The organism is Bradyrhizobium sp. LMTR 3 (genome assembly GCF_001693485.1).
In the GTDB taxonomy this organism is placed as follows: Bacteria; Pseudomonadota; Alphaproteobacteria; order Rhizobiales; family Xanthobacteraceae; genus Bradyrhizobium.
The window spans coordinates 101,645-122,618 of record NZ_MAXC01000033.1; the positions used below are offsets into that span (position 1 = coordinate 101,645).

Genomic DNA, 20,974 nt, shown 5'->3' on the forward strand with positions numbered 1-20,974 from the left:
GTTAACGTAAATTAACGCCGGTTCCGATGGCGGGGATTTCGGAGCAATTGCAACGCAAAAAGGCCGGCGCGGAGCGGAGGGGCGGCGGATCCATCGGCAAGCCATGATCGTTTGACTAACGCTTTCATCGCAATACGCATTCCCGGATTGCGAACTGCCATGCAAAGAGGTCGGTTTCTTCGCGCCCTGTGGTGCACGCTGTGGCTTTTGTCCTCAGTTGCGAACGCCTTCGCCGAGGATGCGGGTGAGGCTACCCGGTCGAGCGGGACAGCTAGCCAAAAGCCGGCCACCGCGCGCGAGAGCGAGGCGCGCGAGGCGATGTGCCTGATGATCGAGTCGGCGGCGAGGGCGTCGGACCTGCCGCTGGAGTTCTTCGCGCGCGTGATCTGGCAGGAGAGCCGCTTTCAGTCGGATGCGGTCGGGCCGGTGACGCGGAGCGGCGCGCGGGCGCAGGGCATTGCGCAGTTCATGCCGGGAACGGCGAACGAACGCGGCCTGCTCGATCCCTTCAATCCAGTGCAGGCGCTGCCGAAATCGGCCGAGTTTCTCGACGAGTTGCGCAACCAGTTCGGCAACCTCGGGCTCGCGGCGGCAGCCTATAATGCCGGCCCGCGTCGGGTGCAGGAATGGTTGGCCGGCACCGGCGGGATGCCGCAGGAAACCCGCAGCTACGTGATCGCCATCACCGGTTCGACGGTGGAGGAGTGGGCCGCAGCGGGAAAGGGCGGCAAGCAGCCCGAACGAATCCCGACATCGAGCTGCCGCGAATTGATGACGCTCTTGAAACAGGCGCCCAATCCCTTTGTCGCCGGGCTGGAGCAGCGCGTGAAGCTCGCCGCCGCGAAGGTGTGGGGCGTGCAGCTCGCCGCCGGCTTTTCCCGCGACAAGGCGCTTGCGATGTATGGGCGCGCGGTCTCGCGGCTTTCGAGCGTGATCGGCAATCGCGACCCCAGCATTCTCGCCTCGCGCCTGCGCAGCCGCGGCCCGGCGACGTTCTACCAAGTGCGATTTGGCGCCGACACACGCGGCGAGGCCGACGACCTCTGCAACCGCATCCGCAAGGTGGGCGGGGCGTGCTTTGTGCTGAGGAACAGGGGCGTGCCGGGGTGAGGGGGCGTCGTTACGGATCTCGTCATTGCGACTATCCGTTATGCCGCGCTATGGATTGCTTCGCTGGCAATGACGGTCGGGCAGGCGGGCCTTACTCCTGCATAACAGCTCTGTAGCTAGCATTCCTTGACGCAGGGCCCCTTCGCCAGCCCTATGCCCGCGACGACTCAAATCTCCATCTGGTCATCCGTGGCGCTGCCTCCACTCGACTCTCCCCAATGGAAAAGCCCCATTCGCGCCTTCGCATGGGGCATGAGTTCGGTCGCGTCCACGGTGCTGACGCTGGTGCTGTTTGCGACGTATCTCGGCATCGGCGCGCTGGCCCATGACAGCCATTTCAGTCTGGGCTGGGTGCTCGGCAGCACGCTGCTGGTCTGGGCGGGGCCGGCGCAGATCATCCTGATTTCGACGCTCGGCTCCGGGGCAACCGCGGTGCAGGCAGCGATTGCGGTGACGGTGAGCGCGATCCGGCTGTTTCCGATGGTGGTATCGGTGCTGCCGCTGATGAAGACGCCCAAGACGAGGCGCCGTCACCTCGTGCTGGCGACGCATTTCATCGCCGTCACGCTTTGGGTCGAATGCTATCGGCTGCTGCCAAAAGTGCCGCGCGAGCGGCGTATTGCGTTCACGCATGGCCTCGGCTGCGGGCTGGTTATCGTGTGCATGGTCGCGACCACGCTCGGCTACGAGCTTGCCGCCAAGCTGCCGCCGCTGTTTGCGGCGGCGATCCTGCTGCTGACGCCGCTGGCATTCCTGCTGTCGACGGCGCGCAACTGCAAGCAGATCTCGGATGTGCTGGCGCTGGTGCTGGGTCTGGCGTTGTTTCCGCTAGTCTCGATGCTGCATACCGGCGTCGATATCCTGATCAGCGGCGTCACCGCCGGCAGCATTGCCTACGGCGTGCACTGGTGGCGAGAGAGGGCGCGCGCATGAGCGAATTTTTCGGCAGCCCGCACGCGCTGTTGGTCCTCGTGCTTGCAGGTTTCCTGCCCAACGAGATCTGGCGGATGGCCGGGCTGTGGTTCGGCGCCGGCGTCGACGAGGGCTCGGAAGTCCTGGTGTGGGTGAGGGCGGTGGCGACCGCGATTCTCGCCGGCGTCATCGCGCAAATCCTGGTGCAGCCGCCGGGCGCGCTGGCCGGCGTGCCGGATTGGCTGCGCTATGGAGCAGTCGCGGCCGGCTTTGCGGTGTTCATGCTGACGCGACGCTCGATCTTTGCCGGCGTGGTCTCCGGCGAGATTATCCTTCTGGCCGGCAAATGGTGGCTCGGTTGATTGCATGGCCCATAATCCGGTACTGTCCCGCGCGCAAGAAAAGCGATCGGTGCCCATCTCACTGGATTAGGCAATGGTTCAGGATACCAAACTCCGCGAGGGCGAAGTTACCGTCGACATGCCGCCGGCCCGCGATGCCGGGCTGGTGTTCATCGGTCGCATCCGCACGCCCTGGAAGTCGCGGCTGGAGACGCCGCGGCAGGGCCGCCACGACGGCCCGGTCTGCCGACTCGAGATTTTCGAACCCTGGGTGCCCGCGATCAAGGGCGTCGACTTCTATGAAAATCTCGAAGTGATCTATTGGCTGCATCACTCGCGCCGCGATCTCGTGCTGCAGAGCCCGAAGAACAACCGGAAGACCCGCGGCACGTTCTCGCTGCGCTCACCGGTACGGCCGAATCCGATCGGCACCTCGATCGTGAGGTTCGTCGGCGTCGAGGGCAACACGATCCTGGTGCGCGGCCTCGACTGTCTCGACGAAACGCCGCTGCTCGACGTCAAGCCGGACCGCTGCGAGTTCTCGCCGCTGGCGCAGCCGAAGGGTGGGGATGTGGAGGGGGAGTAGGCTTCTCCACGTCATTGCGAGGAGCAAAGCGACGAAGCAATCCATATCTCGGCTTGCGGCGCGATGGATTGCTTCCGCCTTCGCTAAAGCTTCGGCGGACAAGTCGCTGCGCTCGCAATGACGGGGTGAGACTGCCCGACTACCCCAGCGCCGCCATCAGCTTGGTCGCGTTGTCCTCCAGCACTTTCACGTCTTCCTTGCGGCTTGCGGGCGGCAACAGCGCCACGCCATCGTGGCGCGGCATCACGTGCATGTGCAAATGAAACACGACCTGGCCGCCGGCGGGCTCGTTGAATTGCTGCACGGTGATGCCGTCGGCCTTGAACGCCTTCATGGCGGCGGCGGCGATCTTGTGGGCGGCGCGCGCGACGTGGGCGTAATCATCGGGCATGATGTCGAGGATGTTGCGGGCAGGGACTTTTGGGATCACCAGCGTGTGGCCCGGCGAGCGCGGCATGATGTCGAGGAAGGCCAGCACATGGTCGTCCTCATAGACCTTGTGGCAGGGAAACTCGCCGCGCAGAATTTTCGCGAAGGGGTTGTTGGCGTCGTAGGCGGGCATGGGCTTCTTCCCTCAAGGTTTGATCTCAAATCTCACGTCGCCAGCTCAACCGGTCAAGTCTCGTCGGCGGCCTTTCGGAACGGGCCGGCCTCGGTCAGTTCCCGTCCGACCTCGGCCACATAGGCGCGCTCGCGCTTCAGATAGTCGGCAATCGCGCGGCGTAAATCGGGATCGGCGATGAAATGCGCGGAATAGGTGGTTTGCGGGAGGTAGCCGCGGGCCAGCTTGTGCTCGCCCTGCGCGCCGGCCTCCACGACCTTCAGGCCGCGCTCGATCGCAAAATCGATCGCCTGATAGTAGCAGACCTCGAAATGCAGGAACGGGTGATGCTCGACCGCGCCCCAGTTGCGGCCGAACAGTGTGTCCGATCCGATGAAATTGATGGCACCCGCAATCCAGCGGCCGTTTCGTTTGGCCATCACCAGGAGCACGTCGCGGCTCATGCTCTCGCCGATCAGCGAGAAGAATTTTCGCGTGAGATAGGGGCGGCCCCATTTGCGCGAGCCGGTCTCCATATAGAACGCGAAGAACGCATCCCAAGCGTCCTCGGTGATATCGGCTCCGGTCAAGCGGTGGATCGTGATGCCGGCGGCCACCGCCTCGCGTCGCTCGCGCTTGATCGCCTTGCGGTGGCGCGAATTCAGCGAGTTCAGGAAATCGTCAAAACTACCGTAGCCCTCATTGTGCCAGTGAAACTGCTGGTCGTTCCGTTGCAGGAAGCCATGCTGACCCAACAACTTCGCTTCCGCCTCGCGGGCAAAGGTCACGTGCACCGAGGAGGCGTTGGTCGCGTTGCACAGCGCCATCAGCCCGCGCGCCAGCGCCGAGCCGATCTGTTTGCGGTCGACGCCGGCGCGGATCAGAAGTCGGGGGCCGGTGGCAGGCGTGAACGGCACCGAGACCTGCAGTTTGGGATAATAACGTCCGCCGGCGCGCTCATAGGCGTCCGCCCAGCCGCGGTCGAAGACATATTCGCCTTGCGAATGGGCTTTCAGATAGCAGGGCACGACTCCGACGATCTCGCCGTTGAGCCGTGCCAGCAGATGCCGAGGGCCCCAGCCGGTGCGGGCGCAGGCCGAGCCGGAAGCTTCCGCGGCTGCAAAAAAGGCATGAGAAACGAAGGGGTTATAGGCCGGCTTTGCAGCGGCGCAGGAGCCATTCCGCGCAGCCAGCGTGTCCAGGTTTTCGAGGCCGTTCGGGTCGCCCGTCGGATTGGCGCAGGCGTCCCAATCCGCAGCGTTGATGTCGCTGACGGAGGGGACGGCTTCGAGGGTGATTTCGGATGATGCCATCTAGAAATTCAAACCGGTCCCATCATGCGATCAGCCATCGCGCATGGCGACCAACGCCCTGCAAAGATCGTGCATTGGGCAGGCGAGTTCAAGGTGGCGCTGACAGCATCAGGTTCCCGGCAGGAACCCCTCGAAGATCATCTGGTCGGCGTAGCGCGCCGCCTGCGCACGCTGCTCCGGTGTGCGCACGGTCCAGGCCAACAACGGCAGGCCCAAGACGTTGCGGGCGATCCAGGGCGCGGCCGCGGGCAGCCCATTCACCCAATAGGCGACGAAATGCGGCCGGGTGCGAAAAGCGTGGCGCAGATGCGTCATGCCGCGGCGCTGTTCCGCTGATGCTTCCGGCCACTCCTCGGCGGTATAGTCGCGCTCGGCCACGATGCCGCGGGCGCGGCCAGGGATCAGTTCGCGCAACGCCACCACCTGGTCCGGATCGAAGGACATCCCGACCGCCGCGCCGTCATAGGAGGCGAGAACCTCTGCCATCCGTTTCACCAGCCGGCGATCGCCGTCGAAATGGCTTTTCACCTCGATCACCAGCGGCACGCGGCCGGCGACCAGCGCGCAGAGATCGCCGAGCGTCATCATCCGTTCCGGCGTATCCTTGAAATTGACGGCCTTGAGTTCGGTCGCGGTCTTGCCAAGCAACGCGCCCGAACCGTCGGTGAGGCGGCCGAGCGCATTGTCGTGGTGGACCATCGCCTCGCCGTCGGACGAAAGCTGGATATCGCATTCGATGGCGAAATTGCCGTCGACGGCGGCCTGCGCGGCCGCCGGCATGTTTTCGACGATGCCGCGCGAAATATCATGCAGGCCGCGATGAGCGACCGGCCTTGCCGTCAGCCAGTCCGGCGCGCGCACGAGAGCCGCTCCGCTTCAGGACACCTCGAAGATCGCGTCGACCTCGACGGCGGCATCCGAGGGGAGCGAAGCGACGCCGACCGTGGTGCGGGCGTGCCGTCCCTTGTCGCCAAATGCCGTGACCATCAGGTCGGAGGCGCCGTTGAGCACCTTGGGCCCGTCGAGAAAATCAGGCGCGGAATTGATGAAGCCTCCGAGCCTGACCACGCGGACGACCTTGTCGAGATCGCCGAGCGCCGCCTTGACCTGGGCCAGCAGGTTGACGCCACAGCCCTGCGCCGCGGCGTATCCCTGTTCGATCGTGACGCCGGCCCCGAGCTTACCCTTGGCGATCAGCTTGCCTTCGGCGTTGGCGCAGACCTGGCCGGAGACGAACAGCAGGTTTCCCGAGCGTACGAAGCCGACATAGTTCGCCATGGGGGTGCGCGGCTCGTTCAGGACGATACCTTGTGCCGCCAGCTTCTGTTCGACCGTACCCGCCATGTTTTGCATCCCCGCTTGATGTGACCGTTCCTGACCTGCGGTCAGGCGCGCATTGTTTCGCGCATCGCGCTTTGTCTTGCAAGCGACGGTGGGGCTTCCGTCCTGCATGGCGATCGAAGCGGATCGTGCCCGAAATGCCAAAAACGGTGCGCCTCGGCCTCGAATTCTTGCGTTTTCGCGGCGCCGCCCTAGTTGCGGCGCAATGGACCCATCACTAATGTAGTCGAATCTCCTTCGAGGAAAAAATAGGACATGGCTAGCTCGTTCCCGATTCCGGTTCGTGCTTTGGTATTTTCGGCTGCCGCCACTTTGCTCTCAGGCTTCACAAGCGGTCCGGCGCTGGCTGGCGCCAGCGGGCCATTTCTCGCCCATCAGGCGCTGTATGAGTTGAAGCTGGTCAAGTCGCGCGGATCCAATGCGATATCGGGTGCGCGCGGGCGCATTCTCTACAATTTTTCAGGCAGCGCCTGCGAAGGCTACACCTCCGAATTCCGCCAGGTGTCCGAACTCGACAGCGGCGAGGGCAGGCTGACGCTGAGCGATCTTCGCTCGCATTCCTGGGAAGATGCCGCCGGCAAGAGCTATCGCTTCAAGATCGACACCCGCATGAACGATACCGACTCCGCGCCGGTCAACGGCGTGGCGGAACGGGTCGGCGACCGCATCACGGTCAAGCTGAAACAGCCGGTTGCGAAGACGTTCGAGCTCGACGGCAAGGTCGTGTTCCCGACCGAGCAGATCCAGCACATCATCGCCGCCGCGCGCGCGGGCAAGTCGGTGCTGGAGCTGATGGTCTATGACGGCTCGGATAATGGCGAAAAAGTCTACAACACGCTGTCGGTGATCGGGAAGCCGATCCCGGGCACCCAAAGCATTGCCACGCCCGACCCCTCGACCGCCAACGACCAGATGAAGGCGCTGACCCGCTGGCCCGTGACCGTGAGCTATTACGACCGCGACGCCAAGGCGAAAGACGGCGAGCAGACGCCGGTTTACGCCATGTCGTTCGAGCTGTTTGAGAACGGCGTCTCCCGCGCGCTGGTGCTCGATTACAACGATTTCGTGATTGCCGGCGCCATGGGCCGGTTCGACGTCAGGGATTCCAAGCCGTGTAAGTGACGGCATCCTGAATACGGTCGCGCCCGGAGATCGCACGGCGTCTCACACTTTTGCTTGATATCACCCGCGCGTGAAATCGCCGGGCTTCAATCCGAGCGCCTGGACAGCCGGGGCCGGAAGCGGCCCCCAGGCCTCGACCCTTTCATTCGGGGCCATCATTGCTGCGATGATTGCCTCGGCCTTTGCCGGATCCCGTTCAGCCACATAGTAGACCGAGCGAACGGGTGCACCGCCTCCCAACGGTTCAGTTGTTACAAGGACAACCTGACCATTTGCCATGGCTTGATATACCACTGACGCGGTGTCGTTTCCACGGTGCCAAAGGCCGCCCCGCGAGCGCGGTGCAGCAACGGCCATACAAGATGGGTGCGCCCATCTTGTATTGTTCCGACCCAGCACCAATTACGAATTGTGGGATGCAGAATCGCTCTGGGAGCGAGGACGTGGCCAGCAAAAAAATGTCAGACGGAGGACTTCCCGTCATCGCGCGCTTTGAGGTGCGCCACCGCAATTACCTCGCGCCAGACGGCTCGATTAACCGGCCGCTCCCTGCATTCGCCTCCGATGCCAACCTTCTCACTGCGCTCTATCGAGCGATGCTGCTGCTGCGCAACTTTGACCGAAAGGCTGTCGCATTGCAGCGCACCGGCCGGCTCGGGACGTACGCCGTTTCGCTCGGCCAGGAGGCGGTGTCGGTCGGGATAGCCAGCGCGATGCGCGCAGAGGACGTCCTGTTGCCCTCCTATCGCGACAATGGCGCGCTGATCTGGCGTGGCGTCAAGCTGGAGGAGATCCTGCTGTTCTGGGGAGGGGACGAGCGGGGCAATCAATTCTCCGGACCGGTTCAGGATTTCCCGTTTTGTGTTCCCGTGGGTTCGCAGGCGCCGCATGCCGCCGGCGTTGCCTATGCCTTCAAGCTTCGCAAGCAGCCGCGTGTCGCCGTATGCATGTTCGGCGATGGCGCCACTTCGAAGGGTGACGTCTACGAGGCGATGAATTTTGCCGGGGTGCACAAATTGCCGGTCGTGTTCGTCGCCACCAACAACCAATGGGCTATTTCCGTCCCGTTACGACTACAGACCGGTTGCGAAACGCTGGCGCAGAAAGCCATCGCCGCCGGCTTCATCGGCGAGCAGGTGGACGGCAGCGATGTTGTGGCGATGCGCGCCGCGGCCGAAGACGCCATTGCCACCGCCCGTGAGGGCCAGGGCCCGCGCTTCATCGAGGCGGTCACCTACCGGCTCGGCGATCATACGACCTCCGATGACGCGTTACGCTATCGTTCGGCTGACGAAGTCCAGGCCCGCTGGAAGGAAGAGCCGATTACGCGCCTGAGGAGCTATCTCGTCGGTCAAAAAATGTGGAGCAAGGCGCAGGAGGAACAGCTCGCGGCGGAGTGCCATGAGCGCGTCGAGGCGGCGGTCGAGCGCTACCTGGCAACGGAGCCGCGCCGGCCGGAAATCATGTTCGATCATCTCTATGCCGAGCTGCCCGAGACGTACGCCGCGCAGCGCCGCCAACTCGCGGGAGACGGCGATGCCTGAGGTGACGTTGGTCGAGGCCGTCAATCTGGCGCTCGCCCGCGCGATGGAGGATGACCCTGATGTCGTCGTGCTTGGCGAAGATGTCGGCATCAACGGCGGAGTCTTCCGCGCAACCGTCGGCCTGCAAACGCGCTTCGGCCCCGAACGCGTCCTCGATACGCCGCTTGCCGAACTCCTGATCAGCGGGCTCTGTGTCGGCATGGCGGCGCAGGGGGTGAAGCCCGTCGGCGAGATCCAGTTTATGGGGTTTCTGTATCCCTGCATCGATCAACTGGTGAACCACGCCTCCCGAATCCGCAACCGCACCCAGGGACGGCTCACCTGTCCAATGGTTCTGCGGACGCCGCATGGCGCCGGCATTCGCGCGCCGGAGCATCATTCCGAAAGCACCGAGGCGATGCTCGCCCATATCCCCGGCCTGCGCGTTGTCATTCCTTCGTCGCCGGAGCGCGCCTACGGACTGCTGCTCGCCGCGATCCGCGATCCCGATCCGGTGGTGTTTCTGGAGCCGACCCGCATCTACCGCGCGGCGAAAGGCGAGGTGGAAGATAACGGTGAGGCTTTGCCGCTGGATGTCGCCTTTGTCCTGCGGGAGGGCCGCGACGTCACGCTGATTAGCTGGGGTGCGATGCTGAAGGAAACCATGGCGGCGGCCGACGCGCTGGCTGCCGACGGCGTCGCCGCCGAGGTCATCGATCTCGCCACGCTCAAGCCTTACGATGAAGCCACGGTGCTCGGTTCGGTCGCAAAAACCGGACGCTGTGTCATCGTGCACGAGGCGACACGCACCGGCGGATTCGGAGGCGAGATCGCGGCGCTGATCGCCGAGCGCGCTCTGACCTCTCTGCTCGCGCCTGTGGCCCGCGTCACCGGCTACGACACGATCATTCCGATGGCACGGCTCGAGCAACACATGATGCCATCGGTCGATCGTATCGTGACGGCCGCGCGCAAAGCGTGCCAGTTCAGTTGATTGCCAGCGGATTTATCCCATGCGCCAGTTCGTATTGCCGGATCTGGGAGAGGGTCTCGAAGAGGCCGAGATTGTGAACTGGTATGTCAACGAAGGCGATCACGTCGTTACCGATCAGCCACTGGTTTCAGTCGAGACCGACAAAGCCGTCGTCGAGGTGCCGTCGCCCTCGGGCGGACGCATCCTGCACCTGTTTGGCGCCAAGGGAGATGTGGTGAAGGTAGGCGCGCCGCTTGTCGAGTTTGCCGAAGGCCCCGAGCAAGACACCGGCACCATTGTCGGCGAACTTGGCGCTGGCGAGCCGCCGCCGGCAGCAGCGGCGCCCTCCGGGCCAGCGACTGGACAGAAGGCCCAGGTGTTTCCGGCGGTGCGCGCGCTCGCCCGCAAGCTCGATGTCGACCTCGACCTGATCGAAGCCACAGGACCCGGCGGCACCATCACGCGCGCGGATGTGGAACGGGCTGCCAGGGGCTTGTCCCATACCGGACCTCCCGAACCCTTGCGCGGTTTGCGGCGCGCGATGGCTCAGCGCATGACAGCGGCTCATGCCGAGATCGTTCCTGCCGGTGTCACCGACGAGGCCGATATCGACGATTGGCGAACCGGCGAGGATGTGACAATCCGACTGGTGCGCGCGATCGCTGCCGCCTGCAAGACGGAGCCTTCGCTCAATGCCTGGTACAATTCTGGCGTCGGCGAACGGCGTCTGATCGACCGTATCGATCTCGGCATTGCCGTCGATACCGGGGGTGGTCTTATCGTTCCCGTGTTGCGCAATGTCGCCGAGCGGGACGTATCGGACTTGCGAACCGGGCTTGACCGGATGCGGGCGGACGCCGTCGCGCGCTCGATACCTCCGGGAGAACTGCGCGGAGCGACGATTACGCTGTCGAATTTCGGAATGATCGGAGGCCGCTTCGCCAGTCTGATCGTCGTACCGCCACAAGTGGCGATCATAGGCGCCGGCCGGATTACCCAAGGGGTGGTCGCCTATCGAGGCCAGCCGGCGGTGAGGCGCGTGCTGCCATTGTCGCTTACCTTCGACCATCGCGTTGTAACAGGCGGTGAAGCCGCTCGCTTCCTGGTAGCGCTCAAAGCGGACCTTGAGCAGTTTTCGTGAGACAGCCGTGCGCAGGGGTATCCACGAGCGCTGATCGATGGATGGCCACGAGCGATCGGCCGGGAGGTTCGGTTAAACCCGACAATCAGGGAGAGCCACGATGGTAACGTATGTCGTGCTTGCCAACTTTACCGATCAAGGGATCCGAGGCGCGAAGGATTCACCGAAACGGGCAGAGGCTTTCAAGAAAATGGCCGAGACCTTCGGAATTACGGTAAAGGAGCTGTTCTGGACGCAGGGACGCTACGACATTGTGACGATCCTCGATGCGCCGGATGAATTCTCCGCCATGACGCTTAGCTTGAGCCTCGGCGCCTTGGGCAATGTTCGCACCGAGTCGTTGCGAGCCTTCTCGGCGGAGGACATGACCAAGGTCGTCGGCAAGATGCTCTGATCTGCGTCAGGGACTTGGCGACTTCTGCTCGACTTCCTGAGCAGGGGGCTGCTCCGAAAGTGCCGCTTGGCGGTCATGCTCCTCAGGTTCGAACTGTTCCTTGAAGATCGCTCGCAGCAACCGCCAGAGTTCACGGTGGCCCGCGGTTTGACCGCCTTGCGACAGATACTCCGCGATATCCATTACGTCCGTTCGATAGTCCGCCGCCCCGCGAATAAGCGGATCCATGTAGGTCCACTCATGTTCGACGTACAAGCGCTTGGTGTCAGTGTCGAAGACCAGGTTCCAAAGATCCAGCTCGGTGGTTTCCGGGCCTTTGACCTGCCGATGTAACTCCCGTTTTAAAATGGCCATGTTCCGTTCCTTCCGCGTAGGGGTTTCGTGGAACGCATCCGGGCCTGCGGGCTCCCTGCAAGTTGGAGACTTAATAGAAATCTGATCATTCCTTGCCGGTTCAAGGCCGCATAGTTGAGTATCTTCCTTTGAGGGTGGGCAAATTCGGCGTCAGGGATTGCAAGCCCTGCAATTAAGGGACCTCGTCTTCGGGGCAGGCCTTGGGACGCGTGCTGCGCATCCTGCGATAACGAGTCTGGTCGAGAGCGCCGGACCCGGATACGCTTCGGACGAACCATGCACGTCAGGGAGGCGTAAACATGAGCAAGCTCGAAAAACTTCGGCCAAGCGGCCTTCACCACAATCCGGCTTACTCCCACGTCGTCACAGCTTCAGGCGCGCGCACGATCTATATCGCGGGACAGGTATCCACCGATGAAGAGGGACGGGTGGTCGGCGAGGGTGATATAGCCGCGCAGACGACACAGGTGATGCAAAATATCGGCCTGGCGCTGAAAGCCGCCGGTGCGAGTTACGCTGACATCGTGAAGATCACCACTTTCGTCGTCGGCTATAGACCGGAGCTCCGTCCGATCATCGGCAAGGCGCGCTCGGTTTTCTTTGAAGGCATAGAGCCGCCGGCGAGCACGCTCGTCGGAGTCACGGCGCTCGCGGCCCCCGAATGGTTGATCGAGATTGAGGCAGTGGCGGTCGTCGATTGATGTCGTCATTGCTGACGTGGAGGGGCTGGTGTGCTACTCTTCCTCCTCGTCCTCCTCCTTCACCGGCCCCTTGTAGGCGATGCCCCGGATCACGGCGGCATTGCCGAACTTCTTCCGCAAGTCATCCATCGCGCGCTCGGCGTGGGCCGAGCGGCGGTCGAGCATGTCGATGTCGTCTCCTCGCGATCCCTCGCGCAGCGCGCTGACGCCCGTGCCCATCAGGCGGAAGGCGGTGCCGTCGATCTCCTTGGCCAGCATTTCGCGCGACACCGCAAAAATCTTCGCGGCGAGCTGGGTCGGCGCTTGAATCGATTGCGAGCGGGTGCGCTGCTTGAAGTCGGCGGCCTTCAGCTTCAGCGTGATGGTGAGGCCTGCAAGGTTGCCGTTCTTCAGCCGGGACGACACCTTTTCCGACAGCCGCCACAACAGCCGTTCCAGCGTGGCGAAATCGCGGATGTCGTTTTCGAACGTGGTTTCGCTCGATATCGTCTTGGCGCCGCGGTCGGGGACCACGCTGCGATCGTCGATGCCGCGCGCCAGCCGCCACAGCCGACGGCCTTCGCCGCCGAACTGCTTCATCAACTCGACCTCGTCGGCGCGCTGCAGGTCCGCAATGACACGAAACCCCCGCTGCTGCAGCTTTTCCTGGGTCGCGGGACCGACGCCGTAGATGAATCCGACCGGCTTGTCGGCGAGCATCTCGCGGGCCTCAATCTGGTCGAGGGCGGCAAAGCCGCGCGGCTTGTCGAGATCGGAGGCGATCTTGGCCAAAAACTTGTTGCAGGAGAGGCCGACGGAAACCGTAATGCCGATGTTGCGCTCGACCTCGCGGGCAAAGCGCGCCAGCACCTTGGCGGGAATCATGCCGTGAACGCGCTGCGTGCCGGAAAGATCGAGAAACGCCTCGTCGATCGAGAGCGGTTCCACCAACGGCGTCAGCGTCTGCATGGCCTGCCGCACCTCGCGGCCGACGCGGACATATTTGGCCATGTTTGGCGGGATCACGGCTGCCTGGGGGCAGAGCGCCAGCGCTTTAAACATCGGCATCGCCGAGCGCACGCCATAGGTCCGCGAGACATAACAGGCAGCCGACACCACGCCGCGCTTGCCGCCGCCGATGATCACGGGCTTGTCGGCAAGTTCCGGATTGTCGCGCTTCTCCACCGTGGCGTAGAACGCGTCGCAGTCGATGTGCGCCAGCGTCAGCGAGGGTAGGGCATGGTGGCGGACCAGGCGGGGGGAACCGCATTCATTGCATCGCCTTGCCTTGATATCGAGGTCGCCGAGGCAATCCCGGCAGAACGCGCGCGGACCATCTAAGAAGGTTGGCGCTTGCGCGTTCACGGCACGTCGCGCTCCCAATTCGGATCGCCGAGCACCTGGCGGGCGGCGGCAATGTTGGTCGGGTGCAGTTGCGAGGCGCTCGCAAATGCCTTCACCGTTGCGTCATCCCGCATCACAAAATCCAGCACCGAGGCCAGAAATTGCGGGTCGGCGGCGGCGGTGCGCAGCGTCTCCGGACCGATGCCGGTTTCAGCCAGGAACAGGCCGAGCCTCTCAGGATCGCCGGCAATGAAACTCAGCGCCTGAACCGCAACGATTTCAGCCACTTCGCGAGGGTTGTGAACAGGCTTTTTCAATAGATCGTTTGCCTTTCCGTTAACTTATGGTCTCTAATTTGGGAACCATCATGCCCGAGTCTGCGGAGTATGTTCAACAATCGGACCGCTTCGTAAAAGTTGGCGCATCGATTTAACGGCTTAGAGCGAATCTGGCGCTAGTTTGATTTCACTTTTCGACAGGGGGCGGCGTCGGAGCAAGACGTGCCGAAAGGCCGGACTTGTTTCCTGGGATGAGGGAGGGACGGGATGGCGAAAACCGTCCTGATCGTGGAGGACAACGAGCTCAATATGAAGCTCTTTCGCGATCTGTTGGAAGCGCATGGCTATCAAACCTCCGGCACCAGCAATGGTTTCGAGGCGCTCGATCTCGTCCGCAAGCTGCGCCCCGATCTGATCCTGATGGATATCCAGCTTCCGCAGGTGTCGGGCCTCGAAGTGACGCGCTGGATCAAGGACGATCCGGAGTTGCGCGCCATTCCGGTGGTTGCCGTCACCGCGTTTGCGATGAAGGGCGATGAAGAGCGCATCCGCGAAGGCGGCTGCGAGGCGTATCTGTCCAAGCCAATTTCCGTCGGCAAGTTTATTGAAACCGTACGGCGTTTTATCGGGTAGGGGTGAGTTTCGATGTCTGCGCGTATCCTCGTCGTCGATGACGTTCCTGCGAACGTCAAGCTGCTGGAAGCCCGGCTGTCGGCCGAATATTTCGACGTGCTGACTGCTTCCAACGGCGCCGAGGCGCTCGACCTCTGTTCGCGCTCCGAATGCGACATCATCCTGCTCGACGTCATGATGCCGGACATGGACGGTTTCGAGGTCTGTCGCCGGCTGAAATCCAACCCGGCGACCCATTTCATTCCCGTCGTGATCGTCACCGCGCTCGACAGCCCGTCCGATCGCGTCCGCGGGCTGGAAGCCGGGGCCGACGATTTTCTCACCAAGCCGGTATCCGACATTGTTCTGATCGCGCGCGTTCGGTCACTGACACGGCTGAAGATGATGACCGATGAGCTGCGCATGCGCGCCATCACCTCGCTCGAGATCGGCATGGAAGCGCCCGAGCGCAGCGCGATCGCCGACAAGGGCGTCGGCGGACGGATCCTTTTGGTCGATGACCGGCCGTCGTCCTACGAGCGGCTGGCGCCGATCCTTGCCTCCGAGCACACCGTCGACGTCGAAATCAATCCGGCGGAAGCGCTGTTTCACGCCGCTGACGGCAATTACGATTTGCTGATCGTCTCTCTCAGCCTGGAAAATTACGACGGTCTGCGGCTGTGCAGCCAGGCGCGCTCGCTGGAGCGCACCCGCCAGTTGCCCATTCTCGCCATCTCCGACGCCGACAACAATGCGCGTCTGCTGCGCGGGCTCGAAATCGGCGTCAACGATTATCTGCTCCGTCCCGTCGACAAGAACGAGCTGCTGGCGCGGGCGCGCACCCAGATCCGCAAGCGGCGCTATACCGACCATCTGCGCGACAACGTGCAGAACTCGATCGAAATGGCGATCACCGACGCGCTGACCGGCCTACACAATCGCCGCTACATGGAAAGCCATCTCTCGACGCTCGTCGAGCAGGCCTCGAGTCGCGGCAAGCCGCTCGCGCTGATGATCCTCGACATCGACTTCTTCAAATCCATCAACGACACCTACGGCCACGACGCCGGCGACGACGTGCTGCGCGAGTTCGCCGTGCGCATCCGCAAGTCGATCCGCGGCATCGATCTGGCCTGCCGCTATGGCGGCGAGGAATTCGTCATCGTGATGCCGGAAACCGACCTGAGCGTCGCCGGCATGGTTGCCGAGCGTCTGCGCCGCTCGATCGCCAGCGAAACCTTTGCGGTCAACAAGGGCACCAAGCGGATCGACGTCACGATCTCGATCGGCCTGGCGACGCTGGACCACAAGGGCGAGCCGGTCGCCGACGTGCTCAAGCGCGCCGACACTGCGCTCTATCGCGCCAAGCACGACGGACGAAACCGGGTGGTATCAGCGGCGGCCTAGCCGTCATTGCGCGGTTGCGCCGCCTTGCTAAGTCGTCATACCCCGCGAAAGCGGGGTATCCAGTACGCCGCGGCCTCTCAATTCGACGATTAACGTCTCTGGAATACTGGATCACCCGCTTTCGCGGGTGACGACAGCCGTTATGCGGATGCTTACGCGGACGCCCGCATCTCTTCGGCATCCTGCTTCACCGCCTCATACGCCAGTCGTTTGAACTCGAACGAGAACGGATGCACGAACGCCATCTGGCGCTGCGCCATCATCACGCCGGCCATGTTGCGCTTCGGCGAGATCCACCATTGGGTGCCGGCGACGCCGCCCCAATAGAGTTCGCCTGCGGCATCCGGGTGATCGAACGCCGAAGGCGTCAGGATCAATCCGCCGGCCAGGCTAAACGCTTTGCCGGGCTGCTCTCCCATCATGGCAAAGCGGATCCACTGGCCCTCGGGCAATTGGTTGGTCAGCATCAGCGCAATCGTCTCGGGCTTGAGCAGGGTCGACCCGCCGGGCAGCAGGCTTCGGATCAGCGCGACCATGTCGGGCAGGGTTGAAACCAGGCCGCCGCCGCCGCTCAGTCTTGCGATCGGGTGCAGATAAGCGCCGGGGAAGGGCGAGTTGTCGGTTCGGGTCAATCCCGGCTTCATCGGCTCCATCATATCAGCACCGGCGTAATAGGCGACGAGCCGGCCCCGATCCTTTTCCGGCACGACGAAGCCGGTATCGACCATGCCGAGCGGACCCAGAATGCGCGCCTGGATGAACTTGTCGAAACTCTGGCCGCTGATGACTTCGACCAGCCGCCCCAGCACGTCGGTGGCCAGCGAATATTCCCACGACGTGCCTGGCTGATAGATCAGCGGCAAGCCGGCCAGCACGTCCACCATGTCGGCCAGCGTCGTCATGGGATTGTGGACGCCGCGCTCGTTGAGCGCCTTGTAGATGGCGGTACCGGGATCGAAGAAGCCGTAGCTCAGGCCGGAGCTGTGGCTGAGCAACTGACGGATGGTGATCGAGCTCTTCGCAGGCTCGGTATCATCCAGCGAGCTGGCGCCGGGCCGCAGTACTTGGCGGTTTCCGAGCTGCGGAATGAATTTTTCGATTGCGTCGTCGAGCTTGAGTCTGCCTTCCTCGAACAGCAAGAGCACGGCGCAGGAGGTGATCAGCTTGGTGTTGGAGAAGACGCGGAAGATGTGATCGGTGCGGAGCGGCGTCTGCGCTTCCTTGTCGGCCCAGCCGACGCAATTCACGTCGACGAGGTCCCGCCCGACCATGACCGCCCAGGAAATGCCTGACAGCAGGTTGTTGTCGACATAGCGCTGCATGGCTGCGCGTGCCGGTTTGAAGTCATAACCGTTTGCGGTCACTTTCAGGTCTTCCATTTTCGCTCCCTTTACCTTCGTTAGTTTGGCGCGGCTCTATCTTGATGTCGTCCCTGCGAACGCAGGGACCCATAACCACCGGCGCTTTTTGCAGCAAGAAGGTAACCGCCACATCGCCTTATTGAAAGGCCGCAGCGTATGGGTCCCTGCGTTCGCAGGGACGACGGTTGGGAGCGCTTCAAGTTGCCGACCTTGACTGCCGCTTCTTTTCCGCATGCTTCGGCGCAGCCGCACCCACCTTCACCCCCGCATTCCTGAGCAGCACCGTCGCGGCTTCCTTTGCCGCGCGCGCCATCGCGGGGTCGTTGCGGATGAGATCCTGGGCGATCGAGCCGTCGACGAGCAGAGCGAGCTGCGTCGCCAGCGCGTCCGCTTCACGGGCGCCGAGTTGCACCAGCAGGTCGCGAAACCAGAGGCGGCGGCTTTCCTTGAACTCGACCGCAACCTTTCGGACCGACCGATCCTCGCCGAGTTCGGCCACCGCATTGACGAAGGGACAGCCGCGAAAATCTTTCGCCGAAAAGCGTCGCTCCAGCGAATCGAAAGTGCCGAGAATTTGCTCGACCGGCGACTTGTCTGATGGCCGCGGCGCCACGAAGCGCCGCGCCAGATAGGCCGAGATCAGCGCGTCCTTGGATGGAAAATGATTGTACAGCGTGCGCTTGCTGATGCCGATTTCGGCGGCGATGGTGTCGACGCCGACCGCGCGAATTCCCTGCAGATAGAACAGCCTATCCGCGGTTTCCAGAATCCGTTCCTTCATCGCCGGTTTGGCGGGCAGGGTAGCCATGCGAATGCGTGGGTCACCGTTTGCTTGACAGCAGCGCCCCTTATAGCCCAGGTACACAGGTCTGTGTACCTATTTCAGATGCCAATTGCAGGACGCGGCGTTCGAATCGCGCCCCTTAGGGAGAATAAAAACAATGGCCCTGCTGCAAATCCTGCGTCCGACGCTGCCCATTCTGATCGGCGCATCCATCATGCTGACGCTGAGCATGGGGCTGCGGCAGTCGCTCGGCATTTTCATGCAGCCGCTGACGCACGATATCAGAATATCGATTTCCGACTTCACGCTGGCGATCGCGGTGCAAAACCTCGCTTGGGGATTTTTGCAGCCGCTCGCCGGTGCGCTGACGGTGCGCTACGGCTTTCGCGCCATCATGGTGGTCGGCGCGCTGCTCTATGTCGCCGGCCTTGCCTTGATGGCCGGGGCGAACGGCGTTCTCGCCGTCATGATCGGCGGCGGCGTGTTGATCGGCACGTCGCTGGCATGCACCGCGGCGGCGATTGCGATGTCGGTTGCGGCGCGCGCGGTGCCAGCGACGGTGCGCTCCACCGTGCTCGGCCTGGTGTCGGGCGCCGGCTCCCTCGGCGCGCTGTTGTCGGCGCCGATCGGGCAGATGCTCAATGAAGGTTACGGCTGGCGAATCGGGCTCGTCGGCTTCGTGGTGCTGTCGCTCCTGATGATTCCCGCGGCCTGGTATGCGGGCAGGGTGGACAAGATTCCGTTGCCCAAGCCGACGGAAGACGAGATCGGCGATACTTCGGCCACCGCTGCAACGAAGATGGCGTTCGCCAACGCGTCTTTCGTGGTGATGACCGGCGCCTATTTCGTCTGCGGCATGCAGCTCGTCTTTCTCACCACGCACCTGCCGTCGTATCTTGCGATCTGCGGCATGGATCCGATGCTGAGCGCGCAGACGCTCGGCATGATCGGCGGCTTCAACGTGCTCGGCAGCATCTTCTTCGGCTGGGCCGGCCAGCGCTGGAACAAGCTGGCGCTGCTCGGCGGCATCTACATCTTCCGCTCGATCGCGCTCGCCTGGTATTTCACGCTGCCGCCGACGCCGGCGACCACGCTGCTGTTCGGCGCCATCATGGGTTTCCTCTGGATGGGCGTCGGCCCGTTGGTCGCGGGCGCGGTGGCGGAAATGTTCGGCCTGAAATGGCAGGCGATGATCCAGGGGCTCGCCTTCATGAGCCACCAGGTCGGCAGCTTCCTCGGCGCGTTCGGCGGCGGGGTGCTGTACGACGCGCTCGGCTCCTACACCATGGCGTGGCGGATCGGCGTCGCGCTTGGTCTGGCCGGCGGCATTGTCCAGGTCGCGTTCGCGCTGATCCGGCCGAGCGGACCGCCGCTGGTGGCGGCGCGATAGGCAGGCATCACCCAAGGTCAGGTCATTTGGCGGCCGGGATAAAGTGATCGCGGACCGAGGCGGCTTGGCCGGTTGTGACATCTATCGCCCTGAACTCGATATCGATCGCTTCCTTCGGCAAGCCGGCTGCCGCTACCTGCACCGATGCCCTGAGTTCCCGGGTCTGGTCGGGCCCGACCTCGACGATCAGTTTTCCGTCCGCCCCAGGTTCGATCCCCGACGTGCGAATCTCGGCGGCGGGAAGACCGTGCACTTCCAGCGCGAAGGAACGGGACACGCCGGCCTTGTTGAGGAAACGTACGGTATAGTCATTGCGGACGCTGCCATCGCTCAGGGCGACGAATAGCGGGCTGCGTTCGTGCAGCGCGCTGATGGCCATCGAGCTGCGGGTCGCCAGCGTGTACAGCATGATGCAGCCGACGACGACGATGATGGCGGCGTAGAGTACGGTACGCGCGCGGATCAGATGGTAGATCGGCGGCTTGCCGGCAAGCCGGCGCTCGACATTGATGTCGGTATCGTAGGCGATCAGCCCGGTCGGCCGGTTTATCTGCTGCATGATCGCGTCGCAGGCGTCGATGCACAGGCCGCATTGAATGCAGCCGAGTTGGATGCCGTTGCGGATGTCGACGCCGGTTGGACACACATTGATGCACTGATGGCAGTCGACGCAATCGCCGGCCGGTTCCCCGGCGAGGCGCAACTGCTCCGCCTTCTTGATGGAGGTGCGCGGTTCGCCGCGGTCGCGGCGATAGGTTACGTTGAGCGCCCATTCGTCCGTCAACGCCGCCTGGATGCGCGGCCAGGGACACATATAGATGCAGACCTGTTCGCGCGCATGGCCGGCGAACACATAGGTGGTCGCGGTCAGGATGCCGATCCAGAGATAGGCGATGAACGGCGCCTGGAAGGTGGCGAGATCCTTCACCAACGTCGGCGCATCGGCGAAATACAGCACCCAGGCGCCGCCGGTCCACCAGGCGATCATCAGCCACAGGAAGTGCTTGGTCGCGACCTCGCGCATATGGCTGAAGGTCCAGGCGTGCTTGTCCTTCAGGATGCGTTCGCGCCGGTCGCCCTCGACCCAGCGCTCGACGGCATAGAACAGGTCCGTCCAGATCGTTTGCGGGCAGAGGTAGCCGCACCAGATGCGGCCCGCCAGCGCGTTCATCAGGAATAGCGTCATCGCCGCGATGATCAGCAGGCCGGTGAAGTAGTAGACCTCCTGCGGCCATAGCTCGATGAAGAAGAAGTAGAAGCGGCGATGCGGCAGGTCGAGCAGTACCGCTTGGCTGGGTAGGCCGGGGCCGCGATCCCAGCGCACGAAAGGCAGCAGATAATAGACCGCCAGTCCCACCACCAGCAGCGTCCATTTGATCCGGCGAAACCGGCCATGGATGGCCTGCGGATAGACCTTCTTGCGGGGCGCATATAGCGGCCCTTCAATGATGGTTTCGCCCATGGCGG

23 protein-coding genes are annotated in these 20,974 nt (G+C 63.3%); 13 read left to right on the forward strand and 10 right to left on the reverse strand.

Annotated features, from left to right (window positions below; all coding sequences use genetic code 11):
* The first annotated feature begins 159 nt into the window (after window positions 1-159).
* From LMTR3_RS21220 to tsaA, 4 genes are all read left to right on the forward strand, one after another.
* Complete coding sequence (locus LMTR3_RS21220; protein ID WP_084029746.1) at window positions 160-1,110, forward strand: lytic transglycosylase domain-containing protein; 951 nt, start codon at window positions 160-162, stop codon at window positions 1,108-1,110.
* Between the two features lie 189 nt (window positions 1,111-1,299).
* On the forward strand, window positions 1,300-2,043 hold the full coding sequence (locus tag LMTR3_RS21225; protein WP_176721963.1) for an AzlC family ABC transporter permease: 744 nt from the start codon (window positions 1,300-1,302) through the stop codon (window positions 2,041-2,043).
* Complete coding sequence (locus LMTR3_RS21230) at window positions 2,040-2,384, forward strand: AzlD domain-containing protein (RefSeq protein WP_057845843.1); 345 nt, start codon at window positions 2,040-2,042, stop codon at window positions 2,382-2,384. The genes LMTR3_RS21225 and LMTR3_RS21230 overlap by 4 nt, the downstream gene beginning before the upstream one ends.
* Before the next feature lie 73 nt (window positions 2,385-2,457).
* Window positions 2,458-2,949, forward strand: coding sequence for a tRNA (N6-threonylcarbamoyladenosine(37)-N6)-methyltransferase TrmO (gene tsaA / locus LMTR3_RS21235; protein WP_065746972.1), 492 nt, complete (start codon window positions 2,458-2,460; stop codon window positions 2,947-2,949).
* Between the two features lie 139 nt (window positions 2,950-3,088).
* Here the strand turns inward: tsaA and LMTR3_RS21240 are convergent, their stop codons facing one another.
* The 4 genes from LMTR3_RS21240 to LMTR3_RS21255 all read right to left on the reverse strand — a co-directional run bounded on the left by LMTR3_RS21240 (window position 3,089) and on the right by LMTR3_RS21255 (window position 6,147).
* Entirely contained in the window at window positions 3,089-3,511 is a 423-nt protein-coding gene (locus LMTR3_RS21240; RefSeq protein ID WP_065746973.1) for an HIT domain-containing protein, read from the reverse strand.
* A gap of 53 nt (window positions 3,512-3,564) precedes the next feature.
* On the reverse strand, window positions 3,565-4,803 hold the full coding sequence (locus tag LMTR3_RS21245; protein WP_065746974.1) for a GNAT family N-acetyltransferase: 1,239 nt from the start codon (window positions 4,801-4,803) through the stop codon (window positions 3,565-3,567).
* A gap of 108 nt (window positions 4,804-4,911) precedes the next feature.
* Window positions 4,912-5,664, reverse strand: a complete 753-nt coding sequence (locus LMTR3_RS21250; RefSeq protein ID WP_065746975.1) for a glycerophosphodiester phosphodiesterase family protein — start codon at window positions 5,662-5,664, stop codon at window positions 4,912-4,914.
* A 15-nt stretch (window positions 5,665-5,679) separates the two neighbouring features.
* Window positions 5,680-6,147, reverse strand: coding sequence for a RidA family protein (locus tag LMTR3_RS21255; protein WP_057845844.1), 468 nt, complete (start codon window positions 6,145-6,147; stop codon window positions 5,680-5,682).
* A 252-nt stretch (window positions 6,148-6,399) separates the two neighbouring features.
* Between LMTR3_RS21255 and LMTR3_RS21260 the strand changes: the two genes are divergently transcribed.
* The 5 genes from LMTR3_RS21260 (at window position 6,400) to LMTR3_RS21285 (ending at window position 11,297) form a co-directional block, all read left to right on the forward strand.
* The gene (locus LMTR3_RS21260) at window positions 6,400-7,266 is read left to right on the forward strand and encodes a cell envelope integrity EipB family protein (protein ID WP_065746976.1); all 867 of its coding nucleotides are present in this window, start codon (window positions 6,400-6,402) and stop codon (window positions 7,264-7,266) included.
* A gap of 458 nt (window positions 7,267-7,724) precedes the next feature.
* A complete protein-coding gene (gene pdhA, locus LMTR3_RS21270; protein WP_065747349.1) occupies window positions 7,725-8,810 on the forward strand; it encodes a pyruvate dehydrogenase (acetyl-transferring) E1 component subunit alpha in 1,086 nt (361 codons plus the stop codon).
* Window positions 8,803-9,783 (forward strand): alpha-ketoacid dehydrogenase subunit beta, encoded by a 981-nt coding sequence (locus tag LMTR3_RS21275; protein WP_065747348.1) that lies wholly within the window; start codon window positions 8,803-8,805, stop codon window positions 9,781-9,783. The genes pdhA and LMTR3_RS21275 overlap by 8 nt, the downstream gene beginning before the upstream one ends.
* A gap of 19 nt (window positions 9,784-9,802) precedes the next feature.
* Window positions 9,803-10,903, forward strand: coding sequence for a dihydrolipoamide acetyltransferase family protein (locus tag LMTR3_RS21280; RefSeq protein WP_065746977.1), 1,101 nt, complete (start codon window positions 9,803-9,805; stop codon window positions 10,901-10,903).
* 100 nt (window positions 10,904-11,003) lie between these two features.
* Window positions 11,004-11,297 carry a GYD domain-containing protein gene (locus tag LMTR3_RS21285; RefSeq protein ID WP_065746978.1) on the forward strand — a complete coding sequence of 98 codons (294 nt, stop codon included), beginning with the start codon at window positions 11,004-11,006 and terminating at the stop codon, window positions 11,295-11,297.
* A 6-nt stretch (window positions 11,298-11,303) separates the two neighbouring features.
* Here LMTR3_RS21285 and LMTR3_RS21290 read toward each other — a convergent pair whose 3' ends face one another.
* Complete coding sequence (locus tag LMTR3_RS21290) at window positions 11,304-11,651, reverse strand: hypothetical protein (protein WP_065746979.1); 348 nt, start codon at window positions 11,649-11,651, stop codon at window positions 11,304-11,306.
* A gap of 299 nt (window positions 11,652-11,950) precedes the next feature.
* Between LMTR3_RS21290 and LMTR3_RS21295 the strand changes: the two genes are divergently transcribed.
* Window positions 11,951-12,352, forward strand: a complete 402-nt coding sequence (locus tag LMTR3_RS21295; protein WP_065746980.1) for a RidA family protein — start codon at window positions 11,951-11,953, stop codon at window positions 12,350-12,352.
* A 33-nt stretch (window positions 12,353-12,385) separates the two neighbouring features.
* On the opposite strand, the gene LMTR3_RS21300 is transcribed toward LMTR3_RS21295, so the two are convergent.
* Complete coding sequence (locus tag LMTR3_RS21300) at window positions 12,386-13,696, reverse strand: DNA polymerase IV (protein WP_065746981.1); 1,311 nt, start codon at window positions 13,694-13,696, stop codon at window positions 12,386-12,388.
* Window positions 13,693-13,992: a DUF3572 domain-containing protein gene (locus LMTR3_RS21305; protein ID WP_065746982.1), complete on the reverse strand. Its 300-nt coding sequence runs from the start codon at window positions 13,990-13,992 to the stop codon at window positions 13,693-13,695. Before LMTR3_RS21305 ends, LMTR3_RS21300 begins: the two co-directional genes overlap by 4 nt.
* A gap of 228 nt (window positions 13,993-14,220) precedes the next feature.
* On the opposite strand from LMTR3_RS21305, the gene LMTR3_RS21310 reads away from it, so the two are divergent.
* The gene (locus LMTR3_RS21310; protein ID WP_027538546.1) at window positions 14,221-14,586 is read left to right on the forward strand and encodes a response regulator; all 366 of its coding nucleotides are present in this window, start codon (window positions 14,221-14,223) and stop codon (window positions 14,584-14,586) included.
* 12 nt (window positions 14,587-14,598) lie between these two features.
* A complete protein-coding gene (locus LMTR3_RS21315; RefSeq protein ID WP_065746983.1) occupies window positions 14,599-15,972 on the forward strand; it encodes a PleD family two-component system response regulator in 1,374 nt (457 codons plus the stop codon).
* 152 nt (window positions 15,973-16,124) lie between these two features.
* On the opposite strand, the gene LMTR3_RS21320 is transcribed toward LMTR3_RS21315, so the two are convergent.
* Together LMTR3_RS21320 and LMTR3_RS21325 are read right to left on the reverse strand one after the other, a co-directional pair.
* Window positions 16,125-17,351: a serine hydrolase domain-containing protein gene (locus LMTR3_RS21320; RefSeq protein ID WP_245319966.1), complete on the reverse strand. Its 1,227-nt coding sequence runs from the start codon at window positions 17,349-17,351 to the stop codon at window positions 16,125-16,127.
* Window positions 17,352-17,529: 178 nt separating this feature from the next.
* Window positions 17,530-18,141, reverse strand: coding sequence for a TetR/AcrR family transcriptional regulator (locus LMTR3_RS21325; RefSeq protein ID WP_065746984.1), 612 nt, complete (start codon window positions 18,139-18,141; stop codon window positions 17,530-17,532).
* 133 nt (window positions 18,142-18,274) lie between these two features.
* On the opposite strand from LMTR3_RS21325, the gene LMTR3_RS21330 reads away from it, so the two are divergent.
* A complete protein-coding gene (locus LMTR3_RS21330; protein ID WP_065746985.1) occupies window positions 18,275-19,507 on the forward strand; it encodes an MFS transporter in 1,233 nt (410 codons plus the stop codon).
* Window positions 19,508-19,529: 22 nt separating this feature from the next.
* On the opposite strand, the gene ccoG is transcribed toward LMTR3_RS21330, so the two are convergent.
* Window positions 19,530-20,969 carry a cytochrome c oxidase accessory protein CcoG gene (gene ccoG / locus LMTR3_RS21335; protein ID WP_065746986.1) on the reverse strand — a complete coding sequence of 480 codons (1,440 nt, stop codon included), beginning with the start codon at window positions 20,967-20,969 and terminating at the stop codon, window positions 19,530-19,532.
* Window positions 20,970-20,974: the final 5 nt, after the last annotated feature.

What these genes read in the sequence shown, in the direction of transcription:
- LMTR3_RS21245 (WP_065746974.1), bottom strand. Translation starts at nt 4,803, where the DNA reads ATGGCATCATCCGAAATCACCCTCGAAGCCGTCCCCTCCGTCAGCGAC.
- LMTR3_RS21315 (WP_065746983.1), top strand. Translation starts at nt 14,599, where the DNA reads ATGTCTGCGCGTATCCTCGTCGTCGATGACGTTCCTGCGAACGTCAAG.
- LMTR3_RS21310 (WP_027538546.1), top strand. Translation starts at nt 14,221, where the DNA reads ATGGCGAAAACCGTCCTGATCGTGGAGGACAACGAGCTCAATATGAAG.
- LMTR3_RS21330 (WP_065746985.1), top strand. Translation starts at nt 18,275, where the DNA reads ATGGCCCTGCTGCAAATCCTGCGTCCGACGCTGCCCATTCTGATCGGC.
- LMTR3_RS21230 (WP_057845843.1), top strand. Translation starts at nt 2,040, where the DNA reads ATGAGCGAATTTTTCGGCAGCCCGCACGCGCTGTTGGTCCTCGTGCTT.
- LMTR3_RS21240 (WP_065746973.1), bottom strand. Translation starts at nt 3,511, where the DNA reads ATGCCCGCCTACGACGCCAACAACCCCTTCGCGAAAATTCTGCGCGGC.
- LMTR3_RS21255 (WP_057845844.1), bottom strand. Translation starts at nt 6,147, where the DNA reads ATGGCGGGTACGGTCGAACAGAAGCTGGCGGCACAAGGTATCGTCCTG.
- tsaA (WP_065746972.1), top strand. Translation starts at nt 2,458, where the DNA reads ATGGTTCAGGATACCAAACTCCGCGAGGGCGAAGTTACCGTCGACATG.
- LMTR3_RS21260 (WP_065746976.1), top strand. Translation starts at nt 6,400, where the DNA reads ATGGCTAGCTCGTTCCCGATTCCGGTTCGTGCTTTGGTATTTTCGGCT.
- LMTR3_RS21290 (WP_065746979.1), bottom strand. Translation starts at nt 11,651, where the DNA reads ATGGCCATTTTAAAACGGGAGTTACATCGGCAGGTCAAAGGCCCGGAA.
- LMTR3_RS21295 (WP_065746980.1), top strand. Translation starts at nt 11,951, where the DNA reads ATGAGCAAGCTCGAAAAACTTCGGCCAAGCGGCCTTCACCACAATCCG.
- ccoG (WP_065746986.1), bottom strand. Translation starts at nt 20,969, where the DNA reads ATGGGCGAAACCATCATTGAAGGGCCGCTATATGCGCCCCGCAAGAAG.
- pdhA (WP_065747349.1), top strand. Translation starts at nt 7,725, where the DNA reads ATGTCAGACGGAGGACTTCCCGTCATCGCGCGCTTTGAGGTGCGCCAC.
- LMTR3_RS21285 (WP_065746978.1), top strand. Translation starts at nt 11,004, where the DNA reads ATGGTAACGTATGTCGTGCTTGCCAACTTTACCGATCAAGGGATCCGA.
- LMTR3_RS21325 (WP_065746984.1), bottom strand. Translation starts at nt 18,141, where the DNA reads ATGGCTACCCTGCCCGCCAAACCGGCGATGAAGGAACGGATTCTGGAA.
- LMTR3_RS21320 (WP_245319966.1), bottom strand. Translation starts at nt 17,351, where the DNA reads ATGGAAGACCTGAAAGTGACCGCAAACGGTTATGACTTCAAACCGGCA.
- LMTR3_RS21275 (WP_065747348.1), top strand. Translation starts at nt 8,803, where the DNA reads ATGCCTGAGGTGACGTTGGTCGAGGCCGTCAATCTGGCGCTCGCCCGC.
- LMTR3_RS21280 (WP_065746977.1), top strand. Translation starts at nt 9,803, where the DNA reads ATGCGCCAGTTCGTATTGCCGGATCTGGGAGAGGGTCTCGAAGAGGCC.
- LMTR3_RS21220 (WP_084029746.1), top strand. Translation starts at nt 160, where the DNA reads ATGCAAAGAGGTCGGTTTCTTCGCGCCCTGTGGTGCACGCTGTGGCTT.